8 protein-coding genes are annotated in these 14,782 nt (G+C 51.5%); 4 read left to right on the forward strand and 4 right to left on the reverse strand.

Translation table 11 applies throughout. The annotated features are described in order from the left end of the window. Positions 1 to 30 precede the first annotated feature (30 nt). Positions 31 to 1,050 carry an RNA 3'-terminal phosphate cyclase gene (gene rtcA, locus ACJJII_RS06980; RefSeq protein ID WP_444918735.1) on the forward strand — a complete coding sequence of 340 codons (1,020 nt, stop codon included), beginning with the start codon at positions 31 to 33 and terminating at the stop codon, positions 1,048 to 1,050. 687 nt (positions 1,051 to 1,737) lie between these two features. Here rtcA and ACJJII_RS06985 read toward each other — a convergent pair. Together ACJJII_RS06985 and ACJJII_RS06990 are read right to left on the reverse strand one after the other, a co-directional pair. Further along, positions 1,738 to 3,573, reverse strand: a complete 1,836-nt coding sequence (locus ACJJII_RS06985) for a histidine kinase (RefSeq protein ID WP_444918736.1) — start codon at positions 3,571 to 3,573, stop codon at positions 1,738 to 1,740. A 317-nt stretch (positions 3,574 to 3,890) separates the two neighbouring features. Next, positions 3,891 to 4,334, reverse strand: coding sequence for an SRPBCC family protein (locus ACJJII_RS06990; protein WP_444918737.1), 444 nt, complete (start codon positions 4,332 to 4,334; stop codon positions 3,891 to 3,893). 471 nt (positions 4,335 to 4,805) lie between these two features. Between ACJJII_RS06990 and ACJJII_RS06995 the strand changes: the two genes are divergently transcribed. Next, positions 4,806 to 6,005 (forward strand): alginate export family protein, encoded by a 1,200-nt coding sequence (locus tag ACJJII_RS06995; protein WP_444918738.1) that lies wholly within the window; start codon positions 4,806 to 4,808, stop codon positions 6,003 to 6,005. Between the two features lie 122 nt (positions 6,006 to 6,127). Here the strand turns inward: ACJJII_RS06995 and ACJJII_RS07000 are convergent, their stop codons facing one another. Next, positions 6,128 to 6,805: a CHRD domain-containing protein gene (locus ACJJII_RS07000; RefSeq protein WP_444892519.1), complete on the reverse strand. Its 678-nt coding sequence runs from the start codon at positions 6,803 to 6,805 to the stop codon at positions 6,128 to 6,130. A gap of 481 nt (positions 6,806 to 7,286) precedes the next feature. Continuing rightward, on the reverse strand, positions 7,287 to 9,137 hold the full coding sequence (locus tag ACJJII_RS07005; RefSeq protein WP_444918739.1) for a histidine kinase: 1,851 nt from the start codon (positions 9,135 to 9,137) through the stop codon (positions 7,287 to 7,289). A 320-nt stretch (positions 9,138 to 9,457) separates the two neighbouring features. Between ACJJII_RS07005 and ACJJII_RS07010 the strand changes: the two genes are divergently transcribed. Together ACJJII_RS07010 and narH are read left to right on the forward strand one after the other, a co-directional pair. Then, entirely contained in the window at positions 9,458 to 13,228 is a 3,771-nt protein-coding gene (locus ACJJII_RS07010; protein WP_413663992.1) for a nitrate reductase subunit alpha, read from the forward strand. A 2-nt stretch (positions 13,229 to 13,230) separates the two neighbouring features. After that, a complete protein-coding gene (gene narH, locus ACJJII_RS07015) occupies positions 13,231 to 14,778 on the forward strand; it encodes a nitrate reductase subunit beta (protein ID WP_444918740.1) in 1,548 nt (515 codons plus the stop codon). Positions 14,779 to 14,782: the final 4 nt, after the last annotated feature.

Here is a 14,782-nt window from a genome sequence, read left to right on the forward strand (position 1 = left end):
AAAAAGATGTAAATTTTAAGGAATTAAACAGTGATTGAGATAGACGGCGCCCAGGGGGAGGGCGGCGGACAGATTTTGCGGACTTCCCTCACCTTGTCTGTTTGTTTAGGGGTACCGGTTCGAATTAAGAATATTCGAGCGGGTCGTAAAAAAACCGGTTTGTTGCGCCAGCACCTAGCCTGCTTGCGAGCAGCCAAAGCAATTAGCCATGCCGAAGTTAGCGGCGAACAATTGGGTGCTTCGGAAATAACTTTTGCACCGGGAAAAGTGCGTCCCGGTAAATACCACTTTCCTATTGGCTCGGCCGGTAGTACCAGTTTGGTGTTTCAAACCGTGTTGCTACCGCTGTTATTGGCCGATGGTGTCAGTGAGCTGTGCTTTGAAGGCGGCACTCACAATACAAGTGCTCCCAGTTTTGATTTTATAGCTCAGGCCTATTTGCCCCTGTTGGCTCGTATGGGCGCTGGTGTGGAAGTGGCCTTGGATGATTACGGTTTCTATCCTGCCGGGGGTGGCTTATGGCGTACACGTATCCAGCCGCTATCGCAGTGGTCAAAACTAGAGCTGACAGAACGGGGTGAACTTCTGAATGCTGAAGCTGTGGCGACCTCGGCCCATATTCCTGCTCATGTGGCCCAGCGGGAGTTGGCGCAAGTACGTAAGAAGTGCGAGTGGCGATCGGAGCGTCTGCATCAAAGGCAGGTGAAGTCCCAAGGGCCTGGCAATGTGCTGTCCCTGCGTCTGCAATCCCAACAAGTGACTGAGGTGTTTGAGGCTATGGGGCAGCAGGGTGTTAGCGCTGAGCGCGTTGCCGATCGCGCGATTCGGCAGATGCAGCGCTATATACACGCTGGCGTACCTGTGGGCGAACATCTGGCCGACCAATTGATACTCCCATTGGTGCTGGGTGCCGGTGGAAGCTTCACTACCCTGAAGCCGAGCCTCCACCTCTTGACCAATATCGAAGTTGTGCGTCAGATAACAGGAGTGGCTATCGATTTGCACCAAGTGGGAGAGGGCCAGTGGCGAGTGGTAATAGGTAAGCTTTAAAAGGGAATGCAAGCCAATCAATGGTACTCAGTTATCCCTTGCCTAGAGATGCCAGATCTGCCCTGTCAGAGTATTAAAGCATTTTTTAGTCTGTCTTCCTCTAAAGACCGCAATCTGTGGGGGAAAATTCCTTAAGATGATAAAGGGGTGATCTATATCGCTGATAGACATTTGTCTTGAGGTATTCCTGAAAGTTGCTAAGTAAGTAGCGATATCTACCGCTTATATATTTTTCAGTATTTCACCTCCTTGTGTGTCAGTGCTAAATGCGTGCCTAGAAATCTTGTGAAACTGAGTCCAACAGATCGAATGAAAGGGTCAATATTATTTAGTGGTTTTAAAAAGCTAACTAGCAATTGAGATAGGTAAAGCCCCAGAATTTTGAATAAGGTCCTTTAGGGCAATTTATCCAGTATGGGTTTGGTGGCTTATTCTCAGACTGATTTAATAGCAGTGTTAAGCGTGCTGCAACAACTAAATTTATGACCGTTGCAGAAAAGGAGCGCTATCTTAAAGAAGCTTTCGAGCAACCCAAATAGTCTGTTTGGGAGATGCCTGAGAACATGGTTGTAGTCGCTGCGGTAGGGCTGCCGGATATGTGGAGGACTCCCCAGATTATCTGGCAGCTGATAATACTAGTTGTATAGGACCAAGCCGATATGTAATTTAGAATATTATTAATTGTTATTAATAAACATACACGGCGCCTGGAGCAGTCAAATCATTATTGCTTTGGTCGCCATTGATTCCAGTGGCATTACTTCTTTCGACCCTGGCTCCTATTGCGAGGGTGCTGCCATCACCACTTAGGTTGAGGTTACCCCCAAAGTGATCATCTTCATCGGTATTGCTGGCTTTGATGTAAGCCTGCTGAGCCCAGATAGTATCAGTGCGAGTAAACATATATACGGCACCGGCATCAGGAGTATCGTTGTTAGTCTGATCGCCATTGATACCGTTAGCATTACTGCTCTCGTAACTGGCCCCCACGGCGAGGTTATTACCATCATTGCTGAGGCTAACATAATTGCCAAAGCGATCATCTTCTCCGGTATTGCTGGCTTTGATATAAGCCTGCTGAGCCCAGCTACTATCAGTGCGGGTATACACATACACGGCACCGGCTCTATCTAAGCTGTTATCGCTCTGATCGCCATTAATACCTGTAGCATTACTTTCCTCTTGTTTTACTCCAACCGCGAGAGTATTGCCATCCTCGCTGAGGCTGACCGATGTACCAAAATAATCGTACGAATCTTCATGGTTGTTACTGGATTTCATGTAGGCTTGCTGAGCCCAACTGGTGTCAGTCCGGGCGAATACATACACGGCACCGGAATAGGGGGCATCATTATTGCTTTGGTCGCCGTCAATACCTGAGGCGTTGCTGTCTTCATTTGCTCCAACGGCGAGAGTATTGCCATCGCCACTGAGACTGATCGAGCTGCCAAACTGATCATGTTCCTCAGTGTTGCTGGCTTTGATATAAGCCTGTTGATTCCAGGTATCAACAGTGCGGGTGAAGACATACACAGCGCCGGCATGATTTGCATTGTCATTGGTTTGATCACCATTGATGCCTGTGGAATCACTGCTTTCGCCATAGGCTCCCACTGCGAGAGTATCGCCATCGTTGCTGAGGCTGATAGAACTACCGAAACGATAGTACTCTCCGGTGGTACTGGCCTTGAGATAGGCCTCTTGAGTCCAGGTGGCGTCAGTACGAATGAACACATATACAGCGCCGCTACTAGTCACGTCGTTATTGCTCTCGTCGCCATTGATTCCTGTGGCATTACCATCTTCGTTAGGAGCTCCTACCGCAAGGGTATTACCATTGCTGCTAAGGCTAACAAATCCGAAACCATCACCTTTTTCGGTATTACTGGCTTTTATATAGGCCTGCTGAACCCAATTAGTGTCGGTTCGAGTGAATACATACACGGCGCCGGAAGAGGGTGCATCATTATTGCTCTGATCGCCATTAATGCCTGTGGCATTACTATCCTCGCTAATTGCTCCTACGGCGAGTACAGTTCCGTCATCGCTAAGGCTGATGGAAGAGCCGAAGAGATCATATTCATCAGTATTGCTGGCCTTGAAATAGCCGATACTGTCAACAAGTGTACCGTCTACCGTAACAACTTGAGAGTCCGAGCACCCCCCGGTATTACAGGCCTGTAATAAGTATTGGGCGTTAATTCTGGCATAGAGTGGTACTTCCAGGGCATAGCTTTCGGAGTCTTGGGGGATATCCTCTCCAACTTGGCTAAATCCGGAAATACCATTTGGGTTCTCTTGAAGACGATAGTACTCGGCGCCCTCAGCAGCATCCCACTTAAACTGGAAGAGCTTGTTTGCTTCGAAGCTCAGGCTGAAATTCTGTGGTTGGCTTGGTGGGGCTGGTGGTTCCGGTTCTGGTTGAGTTGGCTCAGGAGATACAGAATTCCCCGAACTGCCACCACCACAAGCAGAAAGCAGGGATAAAAGTAGAATGAAGATAGAGGTCGTTAGGATTTTCATGTTGGAGTTTGATTTAATAAATACCATTTAAGTAAGGCTGTACATGCTTGTGTAAATCGGGACTTAGATTGTGCCAAAAGAATAGTTTTAAACCAAATAATATATAAAATAGTTATTTATATAGGTATCAGGCGGACGATACTTGAATAATATCCATTAGTGGCGGTTTTTTTTTGCTGTATTAACTGCTACAGAAGTTCCTGTTGGAGTAATGCTAAAAGTATTGCTTGCACGTGAAACATGTTTCCATTGGCGCAAATAAATTTTACTAACCTTGTCTAGTATGGATCTCGCACTACATGCATATATATGTGGATTTAAAAACTGTTAGGCCTGCCTTCACCAATTTCTAAATAAGACTTAAGGCTGCCGAGTAGATAGTGGTCCCAACCACTCTTACACATATCCCAGCATTTAATGTCAGGGGATAGGCCAATATGAGTGAATATGATTTCGGTTCCATTGTTGGCACTGCTAAATTCAAAACGTAGTGTGGTTCCTTCCCACTCTTTGGGATCATCAACATATTCTGAGATCATAAAAGACTGTATACATTCGAGTTCTATCAGCTGCATAGGTATTAATTTTTTGACGCGAAATATACAATATGACTTCCCTGTAAATCCAGTTTTGGCGATATCGTCAACTGCCAAGAACGGAGCGCTTGTGGGAGTCCACCACTTAGGCATTTGTTCAGTTACTGCCAGATAAGCTCTTTCCTGTGTAACTGTACTAAAGAAAGATACGGTATAGTCAGACATAACTCTCCTCCCACTTAGGTTTTTTCTTTGGATAGATTTTAAATATTAGTTTTAGCGTTAAATACTATTCTTGCAAATGTTTAAGTTGAAATTATTTGGTTTATTGAGCCGGCCTAATGGTATTACTCTTTTATTTCACTCATAGTAACTGGTGTTTATTATGATTTTTTAATACCTATATTAGTTAAATTTGTTCAAAATGTTCCATTAAGCTGTTTTTTTTCTATTTTATTTAGCTATGGAAAATCTTATTTCAAGTGGTTGATGTGTCTCAGTTAAATTAAATTGTAAAAGAGCTGAATATATTTAGAAGAAGACAATTTCACTGATTTATATCAATAGCTAAGTTGCTACTTGAGCTGCATAATGCTCCCCGCACCTGGGATGGCTGCTGAATATTGGAATTATTTTATGGAATGAATCCTGTTTCAGCGGTTGCCTTCTACTTAATCTTTTGCAAAGGAACGGCGAATGAAACAACAGAAATTGTCCACCGTAATCGCGGCCATCATCCTTGGCATTTCCGGCTCTCAGGGAATTGCAGCAGAGAATGAAAGCGCCACACTCACTGATGCCCTGACTTCAGGGCAGGCGGGGGTAATTCTTCGTTACCGGATAGAAAATGTTGATCAGGACAATATGGACGATGTTGCTATCGCCTCAACCTTGAGAACCCGACTGAATTGGACCAGTGGCAGTTACCGTGGTTTTGATGCGTTTTTTGAAGTGGATAACATTAGTGAAATTGGCAACGACAATTACAATTCCACCGTGAATGGCAATACCGAGCACCCCGTGGTTGCCGACCCCCAGGGCACAGAGGTTAATCAAGCTTACTTAAAGTACAGTGGTTTTAACTCTATGGTGATTGCTGGTCGACAGCGCATTAACCTGGATGATCAGCGTTTTGTCGGTGGTGTGGGCTGGCGCCAGAATGAACAGACGTATGACGGCCTGCGTTACCAATTTGGCGGGGAAGGGGAGTTACAGCTGGATTACAGCTATATCTACAACGTAAACCGTATTTTTGGTGAAGACAGTGACTTATCGGACCTGGATGGGGATATTCAACTGTTTCATGCCAGCTATCCACTGGTAGAAGCGCATAAGTTAACTGCCTTCTTCTACAACTTGGACCTGGATAACGCTGAGAGATTCTCATCCCGTACTTTCGGTGCCGCTTACCGGGGAGATTTTGGCCTGTTTGAAACTCAGCTGAGTTATGCCCGCCAGGAGGATATCGGCAATAATCCCAGTAATTTTGCAGCCGATTATTATCTTGCTGAAGTTGCCGCACCATTGGGGCCGGTAAAAGGCAAGTTGGGTTATGAAGTTCTGGGTTCTGACGACGGTGTGGGTTTTAGCACACCACTGGCGACACTACACAAATTCCAAGGCTACACAGATAAGTTCATTGAAACTCCAGCAGATGGTGTTGAAGATTTATATCTCGGTGCCAGCTTGGCGCTTGCCGGGGGAGATTTGGGAATTACTTACCACAGTTTTGAGGCCAATGAAGGTTCAGCAGATTACGGGACTGAGTGGAATATCAGTTACGGTCACGAGTTTAATGAATATTTCTCAGCGTTGGTAAAGTATGCCGCTTACGATGCAGATGAATACAGTGAGGATACCGATAAGCTCTGGTTGATGCTTACAGCAAAATTCTGATTTTTGTTAATTAACAATTTTCAGGTAGATATAAAAAAGCTGGGCTTCTACATAACGAAGCCCAGCTTTTTCTTGTCTCAGCAGTAAATTTTGGCTTATAGACGCGTCAGTAAATTTACAATCTATTTGTCCATTGTTAACAGGCCGGAAACCTCACCCTTGGGGTCCAGCTGGGTATGCAAGTTAACAAAGACCTTCCCATCCATTAACGCCTTGCGATAGGGCTCCTCCACCATCCATTTACCCATAATATATCCACTGGTGCCTTCAGCACATTTTTTTGCCAAGCCGTGCTTGCCTTTGTCAGTTTTAGTCTCGGGCCAGTCGGGAACCATACCCGGATGATTGGGCATTCCGCAGATGGTTTGAATAATCGGGCCACTGGGTTTACCCGGTTTGCAAATAGGGGGCTCTTTGCCATCGCCTGCACATTGCATATGGAAGTGCGACATTGCCACCCCGCCCTTTGATAGATCGCTGTAGCCAACCATAAAGTGCAGCATATGTGACTGTTTGTCGTAGGCGCCAATAAAGAATCCATCAGCATCTTTGGGGGTTTGCGGATTCACCTTCTTTCCGAGCATATTCTCATTAGCGGTGGTTAGGTCAGATTTAAAGATGGTGAACATCTTGTCATTGCCCGCTTTGGACCAGGCTTTCTCACCACCAGCCCCATGCTTGGCAGCTGATGGATCTTTCTCTTTTTTGTTATGGCTATCGGAAACCGTGAATGCAGAATAAGCCAGCAGAAATACTGCCAACATTAAGAAAGTGGCTCTGGGCAATGAACTCAGTTTCATAAACCTCTCCTCTCTATTAAATCGATATAGTCATTGCTTGATGGAATGGTTGGATGCCAGGCCATCGAGGAGGCTGATATTCACCAATGTCATCGGTGTGAATCACGGGATAGGCTAGCGATAAGTACTTGTAGCATATGGGCTCGCGGTTGGCCCTTGGGGGTCAATTTAAGAGTCAGAATTTTTGACGATAGCTACTTGGGTGTTGGAGGAGCTTCAGGATGGAAGTGCGCTTGGATAGGTAATAAGGTCGTTGAAGATAGTTACTACTGGGGTGGAAGGAAAGAATACACCGCACTCGAGACACGCAGTGAATACATCCCTGTAAGCTCCTAATCGGCATCCATGCCTCATAGGGTCCCGAGCGCGGTGTATTCTCTCCTTCTCCCTTTTTAGTAATAAAGATACTGGCGGATTTCGAAAGATAGGGGCGGCAATTATGTGCTCGCCCCAAGTGACCTTTCATAAAGGTAGAGAGTTATCACCCCACGTCCTTCCACACCAACTCCCGCTCACGGGCGTAGAGAGGAATAAAGTTGAAACGCACTTCGGTGCCCCCTTCGTCGCGGCGGCGGATATTCAGATTGCCATTTAGGTTGCTGGCGCGCTCTTGCATGATCGACATACCGAAGTGATTGCGTTTCTCCGGCGCGTTGCTGATACCGATGCCGTTGTCGAGGATACGTACATTGAGGGAGTGGTTGTCGGCCTGGGTCAGGCTGATCTGCACCATGTCGCCCTGGGAGTGGTACACAGCGTTTTGCGAGGCCTCGCGCACCAGTTGTAACAGGTGAATTTCCTCGTGGGGAGTGAGGGGCACCTCGTCCAGATGGTAATCCAGCAGCACATTAATTTGCGGGTGCTGCTCCCGGTAAGCGAGGATAGATTGCTCCAGGATACTGCGCAGGCCGCCGGGACCTATTTGCAGGCGGAAGGTGGTGAGCAGTTCGCGCAGCTGACGGTAAGAGGAATCTAGACCCTCTTTCAGCTCGGTAATAATCTCCTCTACCTTGGACTTGTCCACCTGCTCACTGCGATTGGCGCGGTTGAGTCGGGTAACCTGAATTTTCAGATAGGACAGGGATTGGGCCAGGGAATCGTGTAGCTCCCGGGCGATGATCGCGCGCTCGTCCAGTAGGGCAACACGGCGCTCCTGAGCCTCTCGCTCATTAATGGCGATGGCCGCAGTGACACTGTCGGCAAAGGTAGCCAAGCGCTGCTGCTGTTCTTCATCAAGGCTCTCACCTCGGGGCAGGGTGCAGGTGAGTACGCCGTAATTGCGTTTGTCCACCTCCAGTGGGAATCGATACACGCGCTGTTGGTCTTCATCAGAGGGGCCGCAGGTGTTTACACAGATATGGCATTCACTACCAGTGCACTGAGTGTTGCCGAGCCCCTGTACCAGATGCTCGTAGGGCGCTTCGCCCTCCGGGGTCATCAGGCACAGATCCAGGTTGTCCAGGCTGGCGACATTGGCGAACTCTCCCAGCCACTGGCCCAATTCCGCTCCCGAGAGGGGACCCTCGCTGATCCGTCGAGCCAAGCGGTACTGGAAGTCCAATGCCTCATGGCTCTTTTGTAACTGTGAGGTTTTCAACTCCACGCGATGGGCAAGATCCCGGTGAGTCGCATGAATTTCATCGCTCATATAATTGATGGTGCGCGCTAAAACCCCCAGCTCGTCCTCGCTGTTAATCTCCAGGCGGTTTTGGTTGAAGTCTCCCTGGGCGATGCTCAGGGAGCGGTTGGTCAGCTGCTTGAGAGGCTGCTCCACAGAGCGGTGCAGAATGCACAAAGAGAGATAAACCAGGGTCACAATGGCAAACAGTGAGCCCACCTGGACCAAACGCAGCAGGCTTATTTTTTCCTCGGCGATGGTCTGATAATCGAACACCAATGTATCCACATCACCGATAAAGGGCTCCAGGCGGTTGGCCAATTGCAAGGAGTCCATGGAAGTGCGCCCGGCGGCAATGGACTCCAGCAGTGGGCGGATTTCTCCCTCCCAGCTTTCGATTACTTTGCGGTAATTGCGCGCTGCGGGCAGGTTATCGCTGGCAGTGAAGTCGGAAATACTGAGCACCCGGGTCAGGCGTGCGGTCACCTCGTCTGCCAACTCAGCTGTGGCTTCGACATCCCCAGAGGGTGCAGTGGCCGCAAGTCGGTAGCTCATAGCCCGCAATGATCCGGCCAGGTTAACGGCGGCGGCATCGTTTTCGGCGGCATCGGAGATAATATAGGACGCCACCATAGAGCTCAGTGCTACCAGCACAGTGAGCAGCATCAGGGTGCCGATGCGGTAGACGATGGACTGTCGAATTCGGTTCAGCATATCGGATTCACTTCGCCCAGGGGCGGTTGTGGATGGCTGATCTCTATTGTGCCGTCCATTGGCGCACAAAGTTGTGGGTACCACTAAAGATCGCCAGTTTTGCACATAATTTAACCTGACGCCTGTTTTTTGCACAGAGGCCCTGTTATTGCTGGGATAAGGCTCCACCATAGCGGCCCCCTGGCGTCGTTTCCCTACCTATTCGGGGGTAGTTCGTCGCTTTTCTACCCCTTTTTGGTCAGGTGATCCCGCCGTCCCTCCCTTTTATATTCCCGGTAAACCGATGCTTTAACCGCATGCCGATGCCCTGGGAGTACCGCATGAGCCATTTCCTGGACCGACTGAAATATCTGAAGAAACAAAAAGAGCCCTTTTCCGGAGGACACGGGGAAAAGACGAATGACGACCGCAGCTGGGAAGATGGCTACCGTCGTCGCTGGCAGTTCGACAAGATTGTGCGCTCCACCCACGGGGTGAACTGTACCGGCTCTTGCAGCTGGAAGATCTACGTCAAAGACGGCCTGGTCACATGGGAAACCCAGCAGACCGACTACCCGCGCACCCGCCCGGACCTGCCCAACCACGAGCCTCGTGGCTGCCCCCGTGGTGCCAGCTACTCCTGGTATATGTACTCGGCTAACCGCCTAAAGTACCCGAAAATCCGCAAACGTCTGGTAAAACTCTGGCGCGAAGCCAAGTTGAGACACAGTGATCCGGTGGAGGCCTGGGCCAGTATTGTCGAAGACCCGGCCAAGGCGCAGTCCTACAAAGAGCGTCGCGGTATGGGCGGCTTTGTGCGGATCAAGTGGGATGAAGTTAACGAGCTGATTGCCGCTTCCAACGTCTACACCACCAAGAAATACGGTCCCGACCGGGTGACCGGCTTCTCGCCGATTCCCGCCATGTCCATGGTTTCCTACGCCGCTGGTGCTCGTTATCTGTCTCTGATCGGCGGCAACTGTCTGAGTTTCTACGACTGGTACTGCGACCTGCCGCCCGCCTCACCGCAGGTCTGGGGTGAGCAAACCGACGTGCCGGAGTCCGCCGACTGGTACAACTCCAACTACCTGATCGTATGGGGCTCCAATGTGCCTCAAACCCGTACCCCGGATGCGCATTTCCTCAGTGAAGTACGTTACAAGGGCGCCAAAACCTGTGTGGTCACCCCTGACTACTCAGAGTGCTCCAAGTTTGGCGACACCTGGCTAGCACCGCGCCAGGGTACCGATGCGGCCCTGGCGATGGCCTTCGGCCATGTGATCCTGAAAGAATTCCACGTCGACAAGCCCAGCGCCTACTTCACCGAGTATGTGCGCACCACCACCGATATGCCGATGTTGGTGACCCTGGAAGAGCGCGACGGCAAGCTGGTACAGGGCCGATTCCTGCGCGCCTCTGACCTGGCGGATAACCTCGGCCAGGATAACAACCCAGAATGGAAAACCATCGGTGTTAATCACGATGGCCAGCTGGTTTCCCCTCAGGGCTCTATGGGTTATCGCTGGGGAGAGCCCTCAGCGAAAGAAGGCCGTGGCAAGTGGAATATTGAGCAACGCGATGGTCGCAGTGGCGAAGAGTTGGAGCTGAAGCTCAGCCTCAAAGACTGCGCCGATGAAATTGCACAAGTCGCCTTCCCCTATTTCGGCGGCCAGACCCACGAGCACAATTACTTCCAGCACACCGAACACGATGAAGTAATCGACTACAAGGTGCCGGTGAAGCTTGTTCAAAACAAAGATGGCGAGATTCTAAAAGTAGCCAGCGTCTACGACCTGACCCTGGCGAACTACGGTGTCGAGCACGGCCTCGACGACCCCAACTGTGCTCAGAACTACGACGAAGACAAGCCCTACACCCCCGCCTGGCAGGAAAAGGTGACCGGTTGTCGTCGTGAGAATGTCATCCAGGTAGCCCGTGAGTTTGCCAACACCGCCGACAAGACCCGTGGACGCTCCATGGTAATTCTGGGGGCGGGTCTCAACCACTGGTACCACATGGATATGAACTACCGCGGGATCATCAATATGCTGATGATGTGCGGTTGTATCGGCCAGAGTGGCGGTGGTTGGGCTCACTATGTGGGACAGGAAAAACTGCGTCCGCAGACCGGCTGGACCCCACTCGCGTTCGGTCTCGACTGGCAGCGTCCACCGCGCCATATGAACGGTACCTCCTTCTTCTATAACCACGCCAGCCAATGGCGCTATGAGAAGCTGGAGATGGATGAAGTGGTTTCACCGCTGGCCGACAAGAGCAAGTGGCAGGCTTCCATCATCGACTACAACAGCCGCGCCGAGCGCATGGGCTGGTTGCCCTCCGCGCCGCAGCTGGGGATCAACCCCCTGCAACTGACTAAAGATGCCGCCGCCGCCGGTATGTCTGCCAAAGACTACACGGTGCAGCAGCTCAAGCGCGGTGCGCTCAAATTCGCCAACCAGGACCCGGATAACCCGCAGAACTTCCCGCGCAATATGTTTATCTGGCGTTCCAACCTACTCGGCTCCTCTGGTAAGGGCCACGAGTACATGCTGCGCCACCTGCTCGGTACCAAGCACGGTTTGATGGGCAAAGACCTGGGTGAAGAAGGCGGAAAAAAACCAGAAGACGTGGCCTGGCATGACGCCCCCAGCGAGGGCAAAGTGGATCTGCTGGTGACACTGGACTTCCGTATGTCCACCACCTGTCTCTACTCCGATATCGTATTGCCGACGGCCACCTGGTATGAGAAGGACGACCTCAACACCTCAGACATGCACCCCTTTATTCACCCGCTCACCAAGGCGGTGGACCCAGCCTGGGAAGCGCGAAGTGACTGGGAAATTTTCAAAGGCATAGCGAAGGAATTCTCCAACCTGACCGATGGCCACCTGGGGGTGGAAAAGGATCTGGTGACTCTGCCGATTCACCATGATACGCCCGGAGAAATCGCCCAGCCGTTCGGTGTACAGGCTTGGTGGAAAGGCGAGTGCGACCTGATCCCCGGCGTTACCGCGCCGAGCATGATTGAGGTGGAACGCGATTACCCCAATACCTACAACCGCTTTACCTCTATCGGCCCATTGTTGGAAAAACTCGGCAACGGCGGCAAGGGCATCAGCTGGAATACTGATGATGAGGTGGACTTCCTCAAGAAGCTCAACCGCACTTGGAAAGATGAGACTGCTCGCGATGGCCGCGCTCGTATCGACAGTGCGGTAGATGCTGCCGAAATGATCCTGTCACTGGCCCCTGAAACCAACGGCCAGGTAGCCGTGAAGGCCTGGGAAGCCCTCGGTGAGATTACCGGTCGCGATCACACCCATTTGGCCAAGCCCAAGGAAGACGAAAAAATTCGCTTCGCCGATATCGTGGCACAGCCCCGCAAGATTATCTCCTCGCCCACCTGGTCTGGCCTGGAAGATGAGCATGTGAGCTACAACGCCGGCTACACCAATGTGCACGAGTTGATCCCCTGGCGCACCATCACCGGCCGCCAGCAGTTCTACCAGGATCACGAGTGGATGCGTGACTTCGGCGAAAACATGTGTGTGTACAAGCCGCCGATCAACCTGAAAACCGTGCAACCGGTGTTGAACCAGAAGCCCAACGGTAACAAGGAGATCCTGCTGAACTGGATCACCCCGCACCAAAAGTGGGGCATCCACAGCACCTACTCCGACAACCTGCTGATGCTCACCCTGTCTCGCGGTGGACCCATCGTTTGGATGAGTGAGTACGACGCCAAGTTGGCAGGTATTGAAGACAACGACTGGATCGAAATCTTCAACGTTAACGGCGCCATTGCTGCCCGCGCAGTGGTATCTCAACGAGTGCCCGACGGTATGGCGATGATGTATCACGCCCAGGAGCGCATCGTGAATACACCGGGAGCGGAAACTACCGGCACCCGGGGCGGTATCCACAACTCCGTAACCCGCGCGGTGATGAAACCCACCCATATGATCGGTGGCTACGCCCAGCAGTCCTACGGCTTCAACTACTACGGCACTGTGGGCTGTAACCGGGATGAATTTGTGGTGGTCAGGAAAATGAACAAGGTCGATTGGCTGGATGGCGAAGACGTCAAAGAGCCGACGCGAGAGGAGGTGTAGCAATGAAAGTTAGAGCCCAGATAGGCATGGTGCTGAACCTCGATAAATGTATCGGCTGTCACACCTGCTCGGTGACCTGTAAAAATGTGTGGACCTCCCGCGAGGGGGTTGAATACGCCTGGTTCAATAACGTCGAAACCAAACCCGGTGTTGGCTACCCCAAAGAGTGGGAGAACCAGGACAAATGGAACGGCGGCTGGACCCGCAAGAAGAACGGTAAATTGCAGCCGAAGATTGGTGGCAAGCACCGCGTACTAGCCAACCTGTTTGGCAACCCGGATATGCCGGAGATCGACGACTACTACGAGCCGTTCGACTTCGACTATCAGAACCTGCACAAGGCACCGGAGCAGAAACACCAACCGGTAGCCCGTCCGCGCTCGCTGATTACTGGCGAGCGCATGGAAAAAATCGAATGGGGCCCCAACTGGGAAGAGATTCTCGGCACCGAATTCGAGAAGCGTAAAAAGGACAAAAACTTCGAGCAGGTGCAGGCCGACATTTACGGTGAATTTGAAAACACCTTCATGATGTACCTGCCGCGCCTGTGCGAACACTGCCTCAACCCGGCCTGTGTTTCTGCATGCCCCAGCGGCGCCATCTACAAGCGCGAAGAGGACGGCATTGTTCTGATCGATCAGGATAAATGTCGCGGCTGGCGCATGTGCGTATCCGCCTGCCCCTACAAGAAGATTTACTACAACTGGAAAACCGGTAAATCTGAGAAGTGTATCTTCTGTTACCCACGTATCGAGGCGGGTCAGCCAACCATCTGCTCCGAGACCTGTGTGGGCCGTATCCGCTACCTGGGCGTACTGCTCTATGACGCAGACCGCATCGAGGAAGCCGCTTCTGTAGAAGACGAAAAAGCGCTCTACCAGGCCCAGTGCGATATCTTCCTCGACCCCAGCGATCCGAAGGTCCAGGAAGCTGCCCGCGCCGAAGGTATCCCCGAAGCCTGGCTCGAAGCTGCGCAGAAATCTCCGGTGTACAAGATGGCTATCGACTGGCAGATCGCCCTGCCGCTGCACCCGGAATACCGCACCTTGCCCATGGTTTGGTACGTGCCACCCCTGTCTCCGATCCAGAACGCAGTACAGGCCGGCCAAGTGGAAACCGTTACCGTGGGTCGCGGCGCCGAGATCCCCGATCTCTCCACCCTGCGTATCCCGCTGCAATACCTGGCCAACCTGCTCACCGCCGGCGACGAGAAGCCAGTGGCCCGTGCCCTGGAACGCATGATTGTGATGCGCGCCTATATGCGCGGCATCCATGTGGACGGCATTCAGGAGCGCGAATTGCTGGAAGAGGCTGGCCTGACCGTAGCCCAGGTAGAAGAGATGTATCGCTACATGGCACTGGCCAATTACGAGGATCGCTTCGTGGTGCCCTCAAGCCATAAGGCCTACGCCGAAAACGCCTACGACATGAAGTCCTCTTGTGGTTTCAGCTTCGGCAACGGCTGTAGCACCGGCAACGACAGCACCAATATTTTCGGTGGCAAGCAACAAGCGGTGCGCGAAGTAATACCCGCCAAAGTAGTCGACTAAGGTC

Source organism: Microbulbifer maximicatervae (SeqCode), from assembly GCF_052467825.1.